Here is a 17,750-nt window from a genome sequence, read left to right as displayed (position 1 = left end):
TCGGAGTATCTGATGTCTAATATGACACCCCGTGAAATTGTTCACGAACTCGACAAACACATTGTTGGCCAGAGCGACGCAAAACGCGCCGTAGCTATCGCCCTGCGCAACCGCTGGCGCCGCATGCAGCTAGAAGAAGATTTGCGCAACGAAATCACACCTAAAAATATTTTGATGATTGGCCCCACTGGGGTTGGTAAAACTGAAATAGCCCGCCGACTAGCCAAACTATCGAACGCGCCATTTATAAAAGTAGAGGCCACCAAATTTACCGAAGTTGGTTATGTGGGCCGCGACGTAGAATCCATTGTCCGCGACTTAGTTGATGTGTCTATTAAACTATACCGCGAGCAAGCCATGGAGCAAGTCAGCCATCGCGCCGCCGATGCCGCCGAAGAACGTATACTCGACATACTGCTGCCACCCGCGCGCGGCGAGAATAATGGCGAAGAACGCAGCGACAACACCCGCCAACTATTTCGCAAAAAGTTGCGGGAAGGTGAGTTAGACGATCGTGAAATCGACATCGAGCTAAACGCAACACCCATCGGCGTAGAGATTATGGCGCCACCTGGCATGGAAGAAATGACCAGCCAATTACAGGGCATGTTTTCTAAACTGGGCAGCGACAAAAAGAAAACTCGCCGCATGAGTGTTAAAGCGGCGCTAAAACAAGCTCAAGATGAAGAAGCCGCAAAGCTGGTCAACGAAGAAGACCTGAAAACCCGCGCCCTAGAAGCCGCCGAGCAAAATGGCATTGTCTTCATCGACGAAATAGACAAAGTTGCGAAACGTCAGGAAACTGGTGGCGGCGATGTTTCCCGCGAAGGCGTGCAGCGCGATTTGCTGCCCTTAATTGAAGGCTGCACCGTGAGCACCAAGCACGGCGTTATCCGCACCGACCACATATTATTTGTGGCATCCGGCGCCTTCCATTTAAGCAAACCCTCAGACTTGATCCCCGAGCTGCAAGGTCGCCTACCGATCCGTGTAGAATTGTCGGCGCTAACCCCCGATGACTTTGAGCGCATTCTTACCGAACCCCACGCTTCTTTAACCGAGCAATACCAAGCCCTGCTCGCCACCGAAGGCCTGAAAATTGAATTCAGTAAAGATGGCATTCGTCGCATTGCCGAAACCGCGTGGGAAGTAAACGAGCGCACTGAAAACATCGGCGCACGCCGTCTGCACACGGTAATGGAGCGCTTATTAGAAAGTATTTCTTTCGACGCTGGCGACACCCACTCGATCACCATTGACGCCGACTACGTGAATAAGCAATTGGGTGAATTGGCTAAGGATGAAGATTTGAGTAGATTTATTCTTTAAGGTCACGTCGGACGTCTGACGTCCGACGCATGCCCAGCATTTAGCCAATCACGGATAACAGCATGAACCAAGCACCCACCGACATTAAATTCCGCAAACAGTCTCAGCAGCTGGAACTTAGCTATGCCAGTGGCGAGCAGTTTACCTTAGATAGTGAATTTTTACGGGTGCACTCGCCATCTGCAGAGGTGCGGGGCCACGGTGCGGGGCAGGAAACCCTGCAAACCGGCAAACTTAATGTACAAATTACCGAGCTTATTCCAGTTGGCAATTACGCGCTGCAATTGGTTTTTAGTGACGGTCACGACAGCGGGATTTATTCGTGGACGTATTTGCGGGAATTGTGCGAACAACGCGATGCGCTGTGGAAGGCGTATCTACAAAAGCTGGATGACAATAAGGCCAGCCGCGACCCAGACGAACAGGTCGTTAAATTTTTCAATTAATACCCTCGGCCAAATTACTCCCGCAGCACAATGCGCGGGCTTAAATTCACGCCGCCATCTTCTTCTAATACGCCAATATTGACCCCCGTCGAGTTTTCTACCACGACAAGCGGCGGCTCAAAACTCGGCTGGCGAATAAATTTAAGCGTCCAGCCAAAATTTTCGATCCGGCGCAGGGCAATTTTTTGCATATCTGTCAGCAATTCTAGCGCGTTCTCAGGAATCGCTGGGCGTCCATCGCGCTGTTCCTGAATAAGAGTCATAGTCGCACCGTCATTTTGGTATTTGAAACTAGCACCATACGCCTAGTAAACGACAACTCACAGGCGCATATCACCGTATTGACAAACTTCAAAATGCGGTATCGGTCGCGAAAGCACAGGCTAACGCCACCGAGACCATTATCGCACTATATTGGCCTATAAGTTTTCCTCGGCAAACGCCGCTAAACGAGATCGTTCTATACCATTCACATGCATCACGCCGGCGTGCTCAAAGTTTTTACTTTTTTCCACAAGGTAGGTTAGGCCTGAGGTTAACGGCGATATGTATTTATTGTCGATCTGTGCGAGGTTACCCAGAACGACTATTTTTGAATTAACCCCCACCCGGGTAATAATTGATTTCAACTGGAATTGGGTGAGGCCCTGTGCCTCATCAATCACAATATAGGCATTATTAAAGGAACGACCCCGCATAAAATTCAGGGATTTGAATTGAATATTCGCCTTATCTTTAACGTATTCAATGCTGCTATAGGGCGACTCATCGGTGCCGTGCAAGACTTCGAGGTTGTCTTCAAAAGCCGCCAGCCACGGCGCCATTTTCTCCTCTTCGGTGCCGGGCAGAAACCCGATATCTTCAGCCATTGGCGGCGTCGAGCGCGCCACTATCATCTTGTCAAAGCGCTTTTCTTCTAATATTGCGTGCAGGCCATAAGCGAGGGCGATGAGGGTTTTACCCGAACCTGCGGGGCCGGTTAGTACCGTCATATCGATATGCGGCCGCGAGATCAAAAAGAAAGCCATAGCCTGCTCAAAGTTGCGCGGGCTCAGCCCCCACATACGCTGATGCATGAGCTGGTCTCGGCTTAAATCCAATAGCTCAAGCTTGTCTTCGTCTATAGACCTCACCATGCTGGCAAAGCCGCTGTCATCATAAAGAAATTCGTTTATATGCACCTTTGGCAGCACGCTGCGATTTAACACATGCAAGGTCTGTCCACCCTCGCGGAGGGTGTCAACCTTGTCGACCTGACTCCAGAAGTTGCCCGGCAGGTGCTCGTAGCCCTTGGCCATGTACTGAATATCTTCAAGAACACGGTCTTTGCGATAGTCTTCAACATTCTCCAGCCCTGAGCCCTTGGCCTTTAAACGCATATTGATGTCTTTTGTCACTAGGCAGACATAAGCCTTGGGGTTCTTCACCTGCAAATGCAGGGCGACATTAATAATGCGATTGTCGTTGGCCTGCTGTTGGCTGCCATCTAAATAGGGCGCGGGTACATCGTGGTTGATTAATTGATCAGGAAAAATGGCCAAGCTGCCATTTTCATCGCCATTGCGGGCATTGGGAATTGGCACGCCCTCTTGAATCGCCTTGGGACTGGCATTGAATAAAATTTTGTCGATGGCGTTTATCGCAATCCTCGCCTCGCGACTCACGTCTTTGTCGCGCCTATCCTTGATATGATCTAACTCCTCCAACACCGTCATCGGTATTACCACCCGATGTTCATGAAAGGCGTTTAACGCCATTGGGTCATGCAGTAATACGTTGGTATCAAGAACAAAGACTTTTTCCATAAGGCACTCTCTGTTGACAGCATAAATAAAAGTCGACACCCAGCACGGCCAATAAATAGCCAATTCGGAGATCGATAAGGGGGGTATTTAGGAGGAAAACGCCAGCTCGCGGAGCGTAGGACTGATGTCGCGAAGCTGAGCTGGTACAGCGCGCAGAGGGTTGGTGACTGTAAGCCCGAAGGCGATGAAAGCGTGACGGCAATAGACCGATCCATACAACACAGCGTAGCTTGATTATTAAAAGCGATGACCTACATTGTCAACCGTTATCGCTGTGATATCGGAAGACTCCGTCACACATTTCCGCTACCCTGTACCCCTTTTTCGCGACCCGAACACAGGTACCATCGATCCATGCTCGACAAAAACGCCCTGCAGCAGCTTAGCCAGCTGAAAACCCAAATAATCGACTCTAAAGATCAAGGCGACGGCGAAGTCCGCGGCAGCCAACGGCGCTTTGGGTTTGTACGCCTAGACGACGGTCGCGATGTCTTTCTTGCTCCCGACGATATGCAACGGGTTTTCCCCGGCGACCGAGTACGCATAAACGTTCTCACTGATGACAAGGGCAAGTTCAAAGCCGAATTAGAAAAGCTGCTAGAAAGCCCGCTAGACTGCTTTACTGGCCGCTATGTGGTTCGTGGCCAAGGCCATTTTGTCGAACCAGATTTACCGCGCTTTAATAAGCTGCTTTTTATTCCACCCTCGCAACGCAAAAAGTGCAGCGAAGGCGATTTTCTTTACTGCCAAGTGGCCCAGCACCCTTTCAAAGACGGTAAGTCACAGGTCAAAGTCTTAGAGAATATCGGCAGCCCCGACACCGCTGGTATTGAAGGCAAATACACCCAGCGCAAGTTCAAGCTGCCAAGAGACTGGCCAAAAGACTGCAGCATTGGCGGCGACCTGCGCGCCGATTCTCGCAAAGACCTGCGCGATATTCCCTTTGTTACCATCGACTCTGCGGAAACCCGTGACATCGACGATGCCCTGTGGGCACAAGCCAATGACAATGGCTGGGAGCTGCACATTGCGGTTGCCGACCCCGGTGCGTTTATTCGCCCCGGCAGCGCATTAGATCGCGCCGCCCAACAGCGCGCGAACACCGTGTATTTACCCGGTTTCACCCAAACCATGCTGCCAAACCCCATCTCGCAAGGTAGCTGTTCACTGGTGGCCGACGAAGATCGCTGCGCTATTGTCTGCACCTTGCAAGTCAGCACTGAGGGTGAGATTAGTGATATTCAATTTAGCGAGGCACTTATTCGCTCTAAAGCAAAACTGAGCTACAGCGATGTTCACGCCCACCTCCACAATGAAATGGAGTTAGATCAAGCCTGCCTAAAGGATTTACACGCAGCGAGCGTGGCACTGAAAAAGTACCGCAGCGAACACCACATTATTATGCCCGAGCAGCCGGATTTTTATTTCCAGCTAAATGAGCAACGTAAAATTGAAAGTATTACAAAGATTGAGCGCAACGACGCCCACCGCCTAGTAGAAGAGTGCATGCTCGCAGCCAATCGCAGCGCGGCAATTTGGCTAGCCGATGCTCCAGCACTTTTTGTCTGCCACGCCGGCTTGCGCGAAGATCGCTACGACAATGTCCGCACCGTTATCAGCAAAGAAATACCAAGTGCTGCCGACTGCGACATTGCCACACTTGCTGGCTATAAAGCACTGATTAAGGCCTGCGAAAGCAGCGAATCACCCCTGCCCTTGCGCAGTATTTTTGCCCGCATGCTGCAACCTGGCGACATCAGCATCCAAGCCAAGCCGCACTTTGGGCTTGGCCTAGAGCGCTACACCACCTTTACATCGCCACTACGCAAATACAGCGACCTGCTAGTGCAGCGCTGCATTCGCGCCAAACTGAATAATGAAACCCCCATACTGCCAAATGAAGATGAGCTAAACACCTTGCTAGAAGCCATTCGCAACGGCCGGCAGGCGAGCAAGCAGATGGAGCAATGGTTGCAATACCAGTATCTGGCGCGCAATACCTCGGATACCGTTTACGATGCCCGCATCGCTCATGTGAATGGCGGTGGCTTTACAGTTGAATTGCTCGACACTGGAATTAGCGGCTTTGTAGAGGCCCGCACCATTCCCGAGAAATTGAGTTTCGACGCCGACACCCTGCGCCTGTATAACGACAAACAGTCGTTCCAACTAGATCAATTGCTTAAAGTGAAAACCTCAGAGCTTGACGACTTCCAGCGCAAACTGATGTTTTTATTGGTTGACTAGAAGACCAAGCAAATCGTTTTGACCTGACAAAGCAATCAGTGCTTAAACTTGATTCGGGGCTAGCGCAGCACCGAATCAAGTCGCAACTTATAGGTAAATCGACAAGTCAGTATTCTTAACGATTTAACACATCGTCGCGGACACTTTCCGCAATTTTCGCGACTTCGCCAATATCATCATTACTCACGCCAAGCTCAGCGAGTGTCGCCGCTAAATTTTCCACGACTGCATTAAAATGGCTATCATCAATACCCATCCCGGCGTGACCACTGCGCATATCTTTACCGGTGTACTCACTGGGACCGCCAAACACCATCGTTAAAAACAGCTTTTGCTTGCGAGCCTGCGCAAACATATCAATATTTTCAAAGAATGAACTAATGCGCTCATCAGCCATAATTTTGTCATAGAAAATATCTACTGCCTTATCAACCGCAGCTTCACCACCTATGCGCTCATACAATGTTGTCATATTCTCAACCCTCACAAATAACATGCATTTATTATGCATATTTAAAACATGTATAATACCTGCATCTTTTATTGCGGCGCAATACTCTAACGATGAAATTAAGCAAACAGACCGACTATGCCTTTCGGACGCTAATATTTTTAGCGCATTTACCAGCCGAAGAGCAAAGCACTATTCAGCATATCTGTGACTACTACGGCATTTCATCAAATCACATATCGAAAGTGGTTATGCACTTAGTGCGCTTGGGTTATGTAGAGGCAACACGGGGAAAAGGGGGCGGTATTCGGCTGAGCAAACCAGCAGAAGAAATTGCGCTGGTAGATGTGGTAAGTCATTTTGAAACAACACTGAAGCCCATCAATTGCAATGAGCAGCCCTGCCGAATTATCAGCAGCTGTAAATTAAAAGGCTTATTAGAAAAAGCCGTTGAGGCTTTTCTAGCCGTATTAGCGGCATATACGCTGGCCGATCTACTCGATAACGAGACTCGCGCCATCCTCTTTCAAGACGCTTAAACATGTGCCGGCTAGCACGCCGGCACATCAAAGCATCCAACTTAATAATCAGCGTGCTTTGGCGTACGCGGAAAGGGAATAGCGTCGCGGATGTTTTCCATTCCGGTAATGTAATTGAGCAATCGCTCAAAGCCCAAACCAAAACCAGCGTGTGCCACCGTGCCGTAGCGCCGTAAGTCGCGATACCACTCCAAGCCCTCTAGCCCCTGCTCAGCCATACGACGCTCCAACACGTCTAAGCGTTCCTCGCGCTGGCTGCCGCCGATGATTTCGCCAATTCCCGGCGCCAATACATCCATTGCTGCGACGGTTTTCTCGTCGTCATTCATGCGCATATAAAAGGCTTTTATATCCTTGGGGTAGTTGGTCACAATCAAAGGGCCACCCACATGTTCTTCGCACAAATAGCGCTCATGCTCAGACTGCATGTCTAATCCCCAGCGCACAGGAAACTCAAATTTCTTATTCGACTTCTCTAAGATTTTAATTGCATCGCTATAGTCCATGCGCTCAAAACTACTGCTCGCCACTTTTTGTAGGCGAGCCAACACACCATCATCGACAAACTGATTAAAGAAGGCGAGGTCGTCTTCGCAATGCTCTAAAACCTGCGCCAGTAAGTAGCGCAAAAAGTCTTCTGCCAACGCTGCGTCGTCATCTAAATTTGCAAAGGCAATCTCCGGCTCCACCATCCAGAACTCGGCGAGGTGGCGACTGGTATTGGAGTTTTCGGCCCGAAACGTCGGCCCAAAGGTGTAAACCTTAGACATGGCCAAACAATACGCCTCCGCATTTAGCTGGCCAGACACAGTAAGAAAAGCCTCACGACCAAAAAAATCTTCACTAAAATCGATACCGCCATTTTCACTGCGCGGCAAATTCATTAAATCTAGGGTGCTAACACGGAACATCTCACCCGCACCCTCGCAGTCACTCGCCGTAATCAGGGGGGAGTTAATCCACTGAAAATCTCGTTCATAAAAATAGCGATGTACTGCATTTGCTAAAACTGTTCTTACCCGCGTGATAGCGCCAAAGGTATTGGTGCGCGGCCGCAAATGCGCCACTGTGCGCAGGTATTCAAAGCTATGGCGCTTTTTGGCAATGGGATAGGTATCTGGATCATCTACCCAGCCACAAACCTCAATCTGCTTCGCCTGTATTTCAACGCTTTGCCCCTTGCCCTGAGAGGCCACCAATTCGCCACTGACAATAACCGAGCAGCCCGCGGTTAATTTCAAAATCTCCGCCTCGTAGTTGCCAAGTTCCCCGGGCGCGACCACCTGAATAGCCGACTGCGCTGAACCATCGTGCACTGCTAAAAATGAAAAACCGCCTTTAGAATCTCGACGACTGCGAATCCAGCCCTGCACAGTTACCTCACAGCCCGGTTCACGCTGTCCTGCCAATAAGGCTTTTATCGATACCACAGACATATGTTCTCCAAAAGATATAAACCAAGTTCGCATTATAGGCGCGCAAATCCAATAGCAGTAGTCATTGCCGAGGCGGTTTTTTGATCGGACAATAGCTCGACGCTTTATTCCGGCTAAAATAAATTAGATACTGTTCTACACGTTCATTCGCGGTGAAATTGATATGCAAGCAGAAAACTTTGTTGCCCACCGCGGCTGGCGTCAGCACTACCCAGAAAACACCCTCATCGCCTTTGAACAGGCAATCCAAGCGGGCGCAGTGAATATTGAGCTAGACATTCAACTTAGCGCCGACCACGTTCCCTATGTTTTTCACGACGCCAATTTAATGCGCATGTGTCAGCGTGAAGGCTTGATTTGGGATTACCCCGCCGCCGAGCTGGACACATTTTTTGCTAGCGAAAGCTATCGCTTAGGTAATGCATTTCCGCACAATCCCATGTGCCGGCTCAGCGACATCGTAGACCTCCTCCAAGCCAACCCTGCCGTAAATGCCTACGTCGAAATTAAAGAGGAAAGCCTTACGCAATTTGGCGAGCAAATAGTTGTCAACGCTGTTATTAACGCGCTGCGTCCCGTAGCCTCTCGCTGTATTCTCATTAGTTTTGAACTTAGTGCCCTCCGCCTCGCCCTTCACGAGGGTTGGCAACGCTTTGGCGCGGTATTTGATGTGTGGCCAGATCCCCAGTCGGCTGCGCTGGTCGAGTTACAACCTGAAGTTTTATTCTGCGACCGCAACTGTGTTCCCATAGAAGTTGATCTATGCACCCTCCCGTGGCCCATTCTTATATACGAGGTGGGAAGCAAGATTGAGGCTGATGATTGGTTTGCCCGTGGCGCGGTCGCGGTTGAAAGTTTTTTAGTTGGTGAACTACTCAGGGAATACAATCTAAAGAGCGCTTAATAATTTTAAAAAAACACTGCTGTCAGAGGTTTTTCCCTGTTATTACAACTATTTAACCCCCGCGCCATCATTACACCCACTTAAACGCTGCTTAAATATTCGGTAATAGAAGCGCTAAGTCCTTGTTTTTACTTCCCTGCAATTCTATCCAAATGATTAAAAAAGCGTGTAAAAGCAATATTTTAAGCCCGTTATGACAGCCTTTATGTAACCCAAATATTTATTGATTCTTCGTATACTGACTCCGTCATCAAGACAAACACAAACTTAATACACGGAGCACTACCATGACTCAATTACAACAAGCAGTACAAAATCAAGACTCTAACGTAATCGGCGAATTAGTTGCCAAATACAGCCTGCTAACGATTGTTGCTGTCGGCATCGCGTCTTGCTTTATTAGTTTGATCTAAGCTTCTATCAACTACGAGGATTTAAAAATGAACTCGCACACCGATACGGCGTGTACGATTAGTGACATTGCTCAGCATGGCGCAAAATTTAGCCTGATCTCCATCGTTTTCACAGGCTTGTATTATTGCATCGCCACACTCTTCTGAGTGACTTAACAACCATCTCCACGCTCAGATAAGAAGTAAAATTTGCCGCCAAGCATCGGCGGCAAATTCATCCCTCCGTTTATCATGACCAACACGCTATCACCGTGACTGATCCCGCTATATTGCAAGCAGCTCATTCACCCCGCACACTAGCGAATAATGTTTATTCTTTGGATTTAAGATCATGAGCTCTTTACACCAAGCCAGCTATATTTTATTTAGCACCAAGAAACGCGACGGCAGTTTTGTTGCGACCCCTGTTTGGTGTGCTGGCGATGCCAAAACACTCTATATTTTTTCTGCTGGCCAAGCGGGCAAGGTCAAACGAGTACGCAATTTTAGCGAATGTAAAATCGCTCCCTGCACCGTCACAGGTAAACCGCTTGGTGACAACGTCAACGGCAATGCCTATTTAATTGACGAGGCAGAAAGCAAACTAGCCCACCGCCAACTTGTTAAAAAATACGGCCTGCAAATGCGTCTTCTAGACGTGGGGGCAACCCTAGGCGGCCGCAAGAAAACCCGCGCGTTTATCCGCATAGACCTGACCTAAATGGCCATGTGTCCATGTCAGCCAAGTCATTGACCCATCTGCGCACATCGCTTAGCGTAAGATTTTTAAAATAACAGCGGAGAATACCTGTGCGCACCCTGACCCAATGGCTAGACGAATATAGCGCATCTCACCAAAATCCACGCAATAAACGCATCCATTATTGGTGTGTGCCGGCCATTGCCGTGTGTACTGTCGCGCTACTTTGGCTGGTGCAAATTCCCGCCACGCAGGTCAACCTTGGGCAGCTTATTTTAATTGGCGCGATGTTTTTTTACGGCTATCTGTCAGGGCGACTCGCGCTTGGCATGCTGCCTTTTGTGATTTTAATTGCCGCCGGCATTATGGCGTATCAAAGCTTTGTGGCATTTCCTATGTGGATTCCCGCCGCCGCGATTTGGATTATCGCTTGGTTTTTTCAATTTGTTGGCCACAAAGAAGAGGCCCAAAAGCCATCATTCTTTACCGATGTTTTATTTTTATTGATTGGGCCACTTTGGATTCTTGGTGCAGTTTACGACAAACTCGGTATTCGCTTTCGCAATAACTAGGCGTTACTCCGGCAAACGGCACAGCAGATGCACATAGCGCCCCAGCGACCAAAAAGGTTCATCTGCGCCGTACTGCCACTCAAGAGCTAGCACGTCATCGAGGCTGCGCTCAGCCCGCACCGCCCTCGGCATTAAATCGTAAACCAAACGAATACCGCGCTTAGCCACTACCTCCAAACCCGCCTGCTGCAAGAAGGTAATAATCTGCTGAGGCTGACGGGGCGAGGGAGGCGTAAGACCACCCGGGTGCCCAGCAAAATCCCTATCCCGCAATTTATACAAATTGCCCTTGGCCATATTGCTTAAAATTAGCGCATTGAGATTATAAAACATCAGCGACAAATGAGCCCCAGGCCGCATTCCTGCGACTAAGGCCTCAATTACCTGCTCTGGATCGGCAACCCATTCTAATACCGCGTGGCAAAGCACAAGGTCAAAGGCCTGCTGATTGCACTGTTGGGCGGTAAGCTCCTGAATAGCGGCATGGCGTATATTTAGCTGCGACGTTAAGCCCGCTTGAGCAGCATCGCTACGCGCTACGTCTAACATCTCTGCGGAAATATCATTGAGCAGCACTGTATGACCTTGGGCGGCAAGGCGAATGCTCATCTGCCCCAGACCGCCACCCGCGTCCCATACCGACAATACCTGCCCATCACCTAGCGCGGGCAATTTGTCGGCAAGTTCACGCCAGCACAGTGCCAAGCGCAACTCGCCTTTCGCGTTTCCGTAGATATTCTTTTTAAAGCGCGCAGCAATACCGTCAAAGTTACGATCTGTCATTCTTTAAACCTGCGACCATAAATAAGGACTGCATGAAAGGATTACTCAAAGAGGCCGCAGCTTAAGCAAGGCGGAGCAAAAGCTCAATGCAAAAAAAAGCCGGAGCATCCGCTCCGGCTTTTTAATAAATTTTGACATCCTATGTCGCACCCAATCCGTTGAATGCTGAAGTCTTCCTGACGATGCCTATTATGGGCGCTTCCTGAATAAGTAGAAGCAGACAATAGCAGCGTGTTGTGTGAGATATTTCTCACGCAACACGCTGCTAGACCGACCCTAGGCGTCTAGGTCAGGAATTAAATCGTCTTTTAGCCACTCTATCTCATCCTTTATGCGCAGCTTTTCTTTCTTCAAACGCTGCAACAAGAGCTGATTTTGGTAAGGATTCAAAGCCAGCTCAGTTATTTCCGTATCCAGAGCACGGTGACGAATTTGTAATAGCAAAATACGTGCACTTGCAGAGGGAATTCTGTCCATTTTGAAGCTAAATTCCTATAAGGGATTTACGAAAATTCATTGCACTTTTTACTCTGCGTGGCCTAAACACACAAGCCTAAAGACCACTTTACATAAAGAATACTGATCTTTTTAGTCAATGGCGATTGATTACTTACGCCATTGTCGGCACTGAGGGTGTCCGCAATACTGATCACGTAAACTCATGGCGCCCTGTGTTCCGCGCCGCAATTAGTCAGAGGCCCCAAAATGTATACCGAAATATGTAAAAAGCTCGGCATTGAATATCCCATTTTTGCGTTCACACACTGCCGTGACGTCGTCGTTGCCGTCAGCAAAGCCGGCGGTATTGGTGTATTGGGCGCGGTTGGCTTCTCTCCCGAAGAGCTAAAAGCCGAACTAGACTGGATCGACGAGCATATTGGCGACCTTCCCTACGGCGTAGACATCGTTATTCCACAAAAATACGAAGGCATGGGCGATATGAGCCCAGAAGACCTAGAAAAAGAATTGTGGAAGATGGTGCCACAGGAGCATATCGACTTTGCACAAAAATTATTAGCAGACGCCGGCGTTCCTGAATGGCCAGACGGCACAAAAAGCATGGGCTTGCTCGGCTGGACCGAAGCGACCGCAACACCGCTTTTAATGGAGGCCCTCACTCGCCCCAAGTGTAAACTCATCGCCAACGCCCTGGGTACACCACCTGCAGATAAGGTAAAAATGATTCAAGACAGTGGGCGTTTAGTGGGCGCACTCTGCGGCCGTGTTAAACAGGCCAAAGCACACAAAGAAGCCGGCCTAGACTTTATTGTTGCTCAAGGTGGCGAAGGTGGTGGTCACGCCGGCGATGTTGGCTCTGTGGTGTTATGGCCCCAAGCGGTTGCCGCCGCTGCGCCAGTTCCGGTTTTGGCCGCTGGCGGTATCGGCAATGGCCAGCAAATGTTGGCGGCAATGAGCATGGGCTGCGCTGGCGTGTGGACGGGCTCTTTGTGGTTAACAGTAGAAGAAGCGCATGCGGAGCCCGCACAAAAAGAATCCCTGCTTAAGGCCTCTAGCGAAGATACCGTGCGTTCACGTTCATGGACCGGCAAAACCTGTCGTATGCTGAAAAACGAATGGACCGAAGCATGGGAGCGGCCTGACGCGCCAAGCCCGCTGGGCATGCCACTACAAGGCATGGTAAGTGGCGACGGCATACGCCGCACATCGCGCTACGCCTCCGTGGGTGACTGCCAGAAAGTGGCCTTCAATCCTGTTGGTCAAGTTGTAGGGCAAATCAACCACGTTGAATCAACCCGCGCCGTGATATTCCGCTTGGTGACCGAATACGTTGATGCTCTGGATCGAGTCAATAATTTGATGCCGCAGGACTCTTAATCCCGCTTGGCCCCAGAACATAGTTCTGGGGCCACCTCCCCTATCCTCGCTCTGCCAAGACCCGCTCGACGGTATCAACAATTACCTGGGTTTGCCGGTCCACCTCAATATTTACCCGATCACCAAGCTGCATTTTTGCAAAATTAGTCACACGTAAGGTTTCTGGAATTAGGCACACCGTAAATTCAGCCGCTTCTCGCTGGTAGTCCGCCACCGTCAAACTACAACCGCAGACTCCTATAAAGCCCTTCTTAAATACATATTTGCTCAAATTTTGGGGCAAGCGAAATCGCAGCGTGCAGTTATTCTCGGTGGTTTCAATGCCAATAATTTCAGCGCAGCCATCTACGTGACCAGAAATATTGTGACCACCAATCTCAGCCCCCTGCTTCGCTGAACGCTCTACATTCACCCTATCACCGTCATTCAATTGACCTAGGGTTGTTAAGGACAGGGTTTCTTGCATGGCGTCAAAGGATACCCGCGCACCGTCTATGCTAGTCACCGTCATACAAACGCCATCTAAACCAACACTGGCGCCAATCACTAAATCCTCAAGCAGCTCGGTGGGTAGGTCTATAAATAGCTGGTGCAGGCCAGGTTTGCGTACCACTTTCGCTAGCGGATAAGCGCCATGCACAATTCCCGTATACATATATTGGATGTCTCTATTGGCTAAGAAAAATTAAAGTGACAAGATTGTAACAGTACTTGAAGGCCCCAAATCAATACTGCATTATGCTTGCACTTAGAATAATAACGAAGAGCTCAAGATTTATGATGACGATTTTAAAGATTGCCCAACTCTTATTTTGGCTTGCCTTTGCCGTCAACTTCGCATTTCCATTACTTGGTGAGAACAGCTACTGGCTAACATGGGGCGGCCTCGGCATTCTTAGCGCCCACGTCCTAGAATGCATTGTTTTCCGCAAAGACATTCACCGCGAATACGCAAATCCACTGGAAGGCTACGTGGTGGTATTACTATTTGGCGTGCTGCGCACCGGCGAATGGATTGGTAAAAAGGACAGCTAAACACCCTGCTCCCCTCCCCCATCAGGCCGCGGCACGAGCGGCCATAGCACCTTGGCACGAGAGCTGCTAGGATTGCCTTTTCCCAAAAACACTTCGTCAGGGCAGAGCTATGAAGCGGGTTATTTTCAATCAAAAAGGCGGCGTCGGTAAAACGAGCATTAGCTGTAATTTGGCCGCAATTAGCGCATGGAAGGGGCATAAAACCCTGCTAATCGACTTAGATATTCAAGGTAATAGCAGCGAGTATCTCATTGGCCCCCAGTTTCGCGACCTAGAAGATAATGCCGCCGACTTTTTTAAACAGAAACTTTCCCTGTTCGGCAAGAGCAAAGAAGCTAGCGACTGCATCTACGAAACCGAGTTTGAAAACCTGTATTTAATGCCCTCCCACCCGGAGCTGGCGGTAATCGAGCGGGAGCTAGAAACTCGCCACAAGATTTACAAACTCCGCGATGCGCTAAACAAACTCCAGACAGAATACGAGCATATCTACATTGATACGCCACCGGCATTGAATTTTTACAGCCGCTCAGCGCTAATTGCCGCAGATTCCCTAGTCATCCCCTTCGACTGCGATAGCTTTTCTCAGGGCGCACTTATGGGCTTGATGGAGACCGTCGAAGAAATTCGCGAAGATCACAATCCCGCGCTCAAATTAGAAGGGATTGTGGTAAATCAGTTTCAAGCCCAAGCCAGCTTGCCGACCCAACTCATTGACAATATGAAGGCCGACGGCCTACCTATTTTTGATCAGTACTTAAGCAGTTCGGTAAAAATGAAAGAATCTCGCAGCCGGCAAATACCGCTGATTCACTATGCGCCGTCGCATAAATTGACCCAGCAGCTTCTGAGCCTTCACGACAGCTTAGAGGGCAAAGCAAAAGGCAAGGCCACAGCAAAAAGCGCCTAAGCCCTATGCCTTGTGGTGGCACCCGCCACAAGGCATTAACTGCTTTATGGTGCAGACGTCCCCATGCCAACCTTACCCACCTTATTAATGGTGATATCACCTAGTCCAAAATTGGTGACAGCAGCAGTAAGGCTAAGTTTGTAATCAAGATCTGACTGCAAATTACCCAATATCTTACTTAACACCCCAATCCCACTAAGCAGATTTACTTCTACCGGCACCACCAACTGCGTCTGGCCGTTTGCAGGTAGACTGATTGCCTCATTCAAACTGCCGCCTGCCAAGGATTGGCCCTGCAGCTCTAGGGTGTAACGCAGACGCCCAAGATTCACCGCAAAGGCATTTGGATTATCTAGTTGTAAACCGACCAACAGCTTTTGCTGAAAGCCATTACCTGGCGCCATATTAAGATGCGTAATGGCCACCTTCGGCTTTTCAATAGGATTAAAGGCAGCGCAGGCCGCTAACACCGACGCGGCAACACATATAAGCAGCAATCTATACATAGTATTTATCATTTCTTAGCCTCGCTTTTAGGCATTTTTTAGACAAAAAAAGGGCGTCACTAATGACGCCCCTCTACAACTGATTGCATGTATTACTGAGTTGGCAGCATCTCAATTTCTACACGACGGTTTTGCTCGCGACCAGACGCAGTGCTGTTGTCGGCAACGGGATCACGTGGGCCGTAGCCAGTGGTACGAATACGGCTTGCCGCTACACCTTGGTTCATGAAGTAACGACCAACACTACCAGCGCGCTGCTCAGACAATGACTGGTTAGTTTGGAAGCTACCTGTTGAGTCGGTATAGCCGTTAATTTGCATTAAGGTTTTATCAAACTCTTTAGCCACTAATACTACGCTATCCAATACGTCAGTAAATCCGCCTTTAATAGCTGAACTGCCGGTATCGAAAGTAATATTGCCTGGCATGATCAGCTTGATAGTGTCACCAACGCGCTCAACACCTACACCAGTGCCTTCAAGACGTGCACGCAGCTTGGCCTCTTGACGGTCCATATAGTAACCGTAACCACCACCTGCCGCCGCACCTGCTACAGCACCCTGCAAAGCACCTTTTTTGCGATCGCTCTTACTAGATACTGCTGCACCTAATACGGCACCACCTAAGGCACCCCAGCCAGCACCCTTAGCCGTGTTACTGGTCTTTTCTTCGCCAGTATACGGATCGATACTACATGCAGTTGCAAACACCGCCGCAACCAGCAGCGTAGTCCAACGGCTTACGTTAATAGAAATATTCATTGGTGAACCCCCTCGTTCGTCATCAATCTATGTGTCCTGAGACAATCATGACACAGCTATTATCAAAAAAAACATGCCAATATTCACAGCATTAAATATTCAATGCGCTTTCATAATTCACATATAACCCGTAGTGCATTTAGGAAGGAGGTAAGTTACTCACCCTCATAAAGAGGTTATCATTAGTTTACGAGAAAAATGGTAACGAGATGAGTAACTTACACAGCGTTTATAGCAAAATTCTGTCTCTTTTGCACGAAATTGAGCCAGCCGATAATTTTTTGAATCAAATCAGAACACCTAAGCTAAGCGATAAGGAGCTACTCGCGCTCAGTCTTGCAGCTGAAACACTGGGCATTGATTCAGAACACTTTTTGTTCAAACAGCTGCCTGCGTGCATCAATGGGAAAATTGAGCGCTCCGTTTATAACAGAAGAGCGCGAAGGTTGAGTTTTAAATTAGAAGAAATCAGAAGCGCTATTGTCACGCGATTAGATGTTGATAACGATATAAATATTGTCGATAGCATGCCATTGGAAGTGTGTAAAATGAGTCGATCTAATCGCAGTAAAATTTGCCAAGAATTTGAATCTAGCTCGCCAGATTTTGGTTTTTGTGCAGCACAAAATATGCGCTACTTTGGCTATAAGTTACACGCGGTTTGCTCACCGAGTGGCGTGTTAAAAATGTACGATATATCAAAGGCTTCGGTTCATGACATCCATTACCTAAACGATATTGAAGGCCAGTTAAACAATTGTGTTTTGATTGGCGATAAAGGGTATTTGAGCAGAGTTTGGCAAACAGATTTATTTTCATCAAGTTGTATCAATTTGCAAACACCGATGCGAAAGAACCAGAAAGAGTTTAGAGACTTTCCGGCTAAATATCGTAAAGCCAGAAAGCGGATCGAAACATTGTTTTCACAACTTTGTGACCAGTTCATGATACGGCGGAATTATGCAAAATCGTTCAAGGGTATTTCGCGCAGAATTGTGACAAAGATAGCGTCCCTCACATTAATTCAATGGTTCAACCAACGTGAAGGGAATAAATTAAACAACCTGAAAGTGGTCATTTCCTAAATGCACCACGGGT

21 protein-coding genes are annotated in these 17,750 nt (G+C 48.7%); 12 read left to right on the top strand and 9 right to left on the bottom strand.

The annotated features are described in order from the left end of the window. The first annotated feature begins 12 nt into the window (after nucleotides 1-12). Complete coding sequence (gene hslU / locus C0068_RS10070) at nucleotides 13-1,329, top strand: ATP-dependent protease ATPase subunit HslU (RefSeq protein WP_103684372.1); 1,317 nt, start codon at nucleotides 13-15, stop codon at nucleotides 1,327-1,329. A 62-nt stretch (nucleotides 1,330-1,391) separates the two neighbouring features. Next, nucleotides 1,392-1,775 (top strand): gamma-butyrobetaine hydroxylase family protein, encoded by a 384-nt coding sequence (locus tag C0068_RS10065; RefSeq protein ID WP_103684371.1) that lies wholly within the window; start codon nucleotides 1,392-1,394, stop codon nucleotides 1,773-1,775. A gap of 14 nt (nucleotides 1,776-1,789) precedes the next feature. On the opposite strand, the gene C0068_RS10060 is transcribed toward C0068_RS10065, so the two are convergent. Both C0068_RS10060 and C0068_RS10055 read right to left on the bottom strand, forming a co-directional pair. Then, nucleotides 1,790-2,038 (bottom strand): hypothetical protein, encoded by a 249-nt coding sequence (locus C0068_RS10060; RefSeq protein WP_103684370.1) that lies wholly within the window; start codon nucleotides 2,036-2,038, stop codon nucleotides 1,790-1,792. A 156-nt stretch (nucleotides 2,039-2,194) separates the two neighbouring features. After that, the gene (locus C0068_RS10055) at nucleotides 2,195-3,580 is read right to left on the bottom strand and encodes a PhoH family protein (protein WP_103684369.1); all 1,386 of its coding nucleotides are present in this window, start codon (nucleotides 3,578-3,580) and stop codon (nucleotides 2,195-2,197) included. A 354-nt stretch (nucleotides 3,581-3,934) separates the two neighbouring features. On the opposite strand from C0068_RS10055, the gene C0068_RS10050 reads away from it, so the two are divergent. Then, the gene (locus C0068_RS10050; protein WP_158249971.1) at nucleotides 3,935-5,827 is read left to right on the top strand and encodes a VacB/RNase II family 3'-5' exoribonuclease; all 1,893 of its coding nucleotides are present in this window, start codon (nucleotides 3,935-3,937) and stop codon (nucleotides 5,825-5,827) included. A 115-nt stretch (nucleotides 5,828-5,942) separates the two neighbouring features. Here the strand turns inward: C0068_RS10050 and C0068_RS10045 are convergent, their stop codons facing one another. Next, nucleotides 5,943-6,299: a group I truncated hemoglobin gene (locus C0068_RS10045; protein ID WP_103684438.1), complete on the bottom strand. Its 357-nt coding sequence runs from the start codon at nucleotides 6,297-6,299 to the stop codon at nucleotides 5,943-5,945. A 92-nt stretch (nucleotides 6,300-6,391) separates the two neighbouring features. Between C0068_RS10045 and C0068_RS10040 the strand changes: the two genes are divergently transcribed. After that, nucleotides 6,392-6,817 (top strand): Rrf2 family transcriptional regulator, encoded by a 426-nt coding sequence (locus C0068_RS10040; protein ID WP_103684367.1) that lies wholly within the window; start codon nucleotides 6,392-6,394, stop codon nucleotides 6,815-6,817. A gap of 41 nt (nucleotides 6,818-6,858) precedes the next feature. Here the strand turns inward: C0068_RS10040 and asnS are convergent, their stop codons facing one another. Further along, nucleotides 6,859-8,253, bottom strand: a complete 1,395-nt coding sequence (asnS, locus tag C0068_RS10035) for an asparagine--tRNA ligase (RefSeq protein ID WP_103684366.1) — start codon at nucleotides 8,251-8,253, stop codon at nucleotides 6,859-6,861. A 163-nt stretch (nucleotides 8,254-8,416) separates the two neighbouring features. Here asnS and C0068_RS10030 point away from each other — a divergent pair, with 163 nt between their 5' ends. From C0068_RS10030 to C0068_RS10020, 4 genes are all read left to right on the top strand, one after another. Further along, a complete protein-coding gene (locus C0068_RS10030; protein WP_103684365.1) occupies nucleotides 8,417-9,157 on the top strand; it encodes a glycerophosphodiester phosphodiesterase family protein in 741 nt (246 codons plus the stop codon). Nucleotides 9,158-9,444: 287 nt separating this feature from the next. Continuing rightward, a complete protein-coding gene (locus C0068_RS19785) occupies nucleotides 9,445-9,570 on the top strand; it encodes a hypothetical protein (protein WP_269844894.1) in 126 nt (41 codons plus the stop codon). Between the two features lie 331 nt (nucleotides 9,571-9,901). Continuing rightward, entirely contained in the window at nucleotides 9,902-10,270 is a 369-nt protein-coding gene (locus C0068_RS10025) for a PPOX class F420-dependent oxidoreductase (RefSeq protein WP_103684364.1), read from the top strand. An 89-nt stretch (nucleotides 10,271-10,359) separates the two neighbouring features. After that, a complete protein-coding gene (locus C0068_RS10020) occupies nucleotides 10,360-10,821 on the top strand; it encodes an Mpo1 family 2-hydroxy fatty acid dioxygenase (RefSeq protein ID WP_199176150.1) in 462 nt (153 codons plus the stop codon). Nucleotides 10,822-10,824: 3 nt separating this feature from the next. Here C0068_RS10020 and C0068_RS10015 read toward each other — a convergent pair whose 3' ends face one another. After that, the gene (locus tag C0068_RS10015) at nucleotides 10,825-11,604 is read right to left on the bottom strand and encodes a methyltransferase domain-containing protein (protein WP_103684362.1); all 780 of its coding nucleotides are present in this window, start codon (nucleotides 11,602-11,604) and stop codon (nucleotides 10,825-10,827) included. Between the two features lie 276 nt (nucleotides 11,605-11,880). Beyond that, nucleotides 11,881-12,081, bottom strand: a complete 201-nt coding sequence (locus C0068_RS10010) for a YdcH family protein (protein ID WP_103684361.1) — start codon at nucleotides 12,079-12,081, stop codon at nucleotides 11,881-11,883. A 228-nt stretch (nucleotides 12,082-12,309) separates the two neighbouring features. Here C0068_RS10010 and C0068_RS10005 point away from each other — a divergent pair, with 228 nt between their 5' ends. Continuing rightward, entirely contained in the window at nucleotides 12,310-13,440 is a 1,131-nt protein-coding gene (locus tag C0068_RS10005) for a nitronate monooxygenase (RefSeq protein ID WP_103684360.1), read from the top strand. Between the two features lie 40 nt (nucleotides 13,441-13,480). Here C0068_RS10005 and C0068_RS10000 read toward each other — a convergent pair whose 3' ends face one another. Beyond that, nucleotides 13,481-14,095, bottom strand: a complete 615-nt coding sequence (locus C0068_RS10000) for a riboflavin synthase subunit alpha (RefSeq protein WP_103684359.1) — start codon at nucleotides 14,093-14,095, stop codon at nucleotides 13,481-13,483. 122 nt (nucleotides 14,096-14,217) lie between these two features. On the opposite strand from C0068_RS10000, the gene C0068_RS09995 reads away from it, so the two are divergent. Together C0068_RS09995 and C0068_RS09990 are read left to right on the top strand one after the other, a co-directional pair. Then, nucleotides 14,218-14,475 (top strand): DUF1145 domain-containing protein, encoded by a 258-nt coding sequence (locus C0068_RS09995; protein ID WP_103684358.1) that lies wholly within the window; start codon nucleotides 14,218-14,220, stop codon nucleotides 14,473-14,475. Nucleotides 14,476-14,584: 109 nt separating this feature from the next. Continuing rightward, nucleotides 14,585-15,385 carry a ParA family protein gene (locus C0068_RS09990; RefSeq protein ID WP_103684357.1) on the top strand — a complete coding sequence of 267 codons (801 nt, stop codon included), beginning with the start codon at nucleotides 14,585-14,587 and terminating at the stop codon, nucleotides 15,383-15,385. 44 nt (nucleotides 15,386-15,429) lie between these two features. Here the strand turns inward: C0068_RS09990 and C0068_RS09985 are convergent, their stop codons facing one another. Both C0068_RS09985 and C0068_RS09980 read right to left on the bottom strand, forming a co-directional pair. Next, nucleotides 15,430-15,903: an LEA/WHy family protein gene (locus C0068_RS09985; RefSeq protein ID WP_103684356.1), complete on the bottom strand. Its 474-nt coding sequence runs from the start codon at nucleotides 15,901-15,903 to the stop codon at nucleotides 15,430-15,432. A gap of 80 nt (nucleotides 15,904-15,983) precedes the next feature. Continuing rightward, entirely contained in the window at nucleotides 15,984-16,652 is a 669-nt protein-coding gene (locus C0068_RS09980; protein WP_103684355.1) for a YiaD family glycine zipper/OmpA-like lipoprotein, read from the bottom strand. A gap of 209 nt (nucleotides 16,653-16,861) precedes the next feature. On the opposite strand from C0068_RS09980, the gene C0068_RS09975 reads away from it, so the two are divergent. Next, nucleotides 16,862-17,737, top strand: a complete 876-nt coding sequence (locus C0068_RS09975) for an IS982 family transposase (protein ID WP_103682565.1) — start codon at nucleotides 16,862-16,864, stop codon at nucleotides 17,735-17,737. The last annotated feature ends 13 nt before the right edge of the window (nucleotides 17,738-17,750 follow it).

This window comes from Zhongshania marina, from assembly GCF_002915595.1.
GTDB classification, from domain to species: Bacteria; Pseudomonadota; Gammaproteobacteria; order Pseudomonadales; family Spongiibacteraceae; genus Spongiibacter; species Spongiibacter marinus_B.
This window is presented reverse-complemented; position numbering and strand designations above follow the sequence as displayed.

Coding starts and splice junctions, on each gene's coding strand:
- hslU (WP_103684372.1), top strand. CDS start 13: ATGTCTAATATGACACCCCGTGAAATTGTTCACGAACTCGACAAACAC.
- C0068_RS10065 (WP_103684371.1), top strand. CDS start 1,392: ATGAACCAAGCACCCACCGACATTAAATTCCGCAAACAGTCTCAGCAG.
- C0068_RS10060 (WP_103684370.1), bottom strand. CDS start 2,038: ATGACTCTTATTCAGGAACAGCGCGATGGACGCCCAGCGATTCCTGAG.
- C0068_RS10055 (WP_103684369.1), bottom strand. CDS start 3,580: ATGGAAAAAGTCTTTGTTCTTGATACCAACGTATTACTGCATGACCCA.
- C0068_RS10050 (WP_158249971.1), top strand. CDS start 3,935: ATGCTCGACAAAAACGCCCTGCAGCAGCTTAGCCAGCTGAAAACCCAA.
- C0068_RS10045 (WP_103684438.1), bottom strand. CDS start 6,299: ATGACAACATTGTATGAGCGCATAGGTGGTGAAGCTGCGGTTGATAAG.
- C0068_RS10040 (WP_103684367.1), top strand. CDS start 6,392: ATGAAATTAAGCAAACAGACCGACTATGCCTTTCGGACGCTAATATTT.
- asnS (WP_103684366.1), bottom strand. CDS start 8,253: ATGTCTGTGGTATCGATAAAAGCCTTATTGGCAGGACAGCGTGAACCG.
- C0068_RS10030 (WP_103684365.1), top strand. CDS start 8,417: ATGCAAGCAGAAAACTTTGTTGCCCACCGCGGCTGGCGTCAGCACTAC.
- C0068_RS19785 (WP_269844894.1), top strand. CDS start 9,445: ATGACTCAATTACAACAAGCAGTACAAAATCAAGACTCTAACGTAATC.
- C0068_RS10025 (WP_103684364.1), top strand. CDS start 9,902: ATGAGCTCTTTACACCAAGCCAGCTATATTTTATTTAGCACCAAGAAA.
- C0068_RS10015 (WP_103684362.1), bottom strand. CDS start 11,604: ATGACAGATCGTAACTTTGACGGTATTGCTGCGCGCTTTAAAAAGAAT.
- C0068_RS10010 (WP_103684361.1), bottom strand. CDS start 12,081: ATGGACAGAATTCCCTCTGCAAGTGCACGTATTTTGCTATTACAAATT.
- C0068_RS10005 (WP_103684360.1), top strand. CDS start 12,310: ATGTATACCGAAATATGTAAAAAGCTCGGCATTGAATATCCCATTTTT.
- C0068_RS10000 (WP_103684359.1), bottom strand. CDS start 14,095: ATGTATACGGGAATTGTGCATGGCGCTTATCCGCTAGCGAAAGTGGTA.
- C0068_RS09995 (WP_103684358.1), top strand. CDS start 14,218: ATGATGACGATTTTAAAGATTGCCCAACTCTTATTTTGGCTTGCCTTT.
- C0068_RS09990 (WP_103684357.1), top strand. CDS start 14,585: ATGAAGCGGGTTATTTTCAATCAAAAAGGCGGCGTCGGTAAAACGAGC.
- C0068_RS09985 (WP_103684356.1), bottom strand. CDS start 15,903: ATGATAAATACTATGTATAGATTGCTGCTTATATGTGTTGCCGCGTCG.
- C0068_RS09980 (WP_103684355.1), bottom strand. CDS start 16,652: ATGAATATTTCTATTAACGTAAGCCGTTGGACTACGCTGCTGGTTGCG.
- C0068_RS09975 (WP_103682565.1), top strand. CDS start 16,862: ATGAGTAACTTACACAGCGTTTATAGCAAAATTCTGTCTCTTTTGCAC.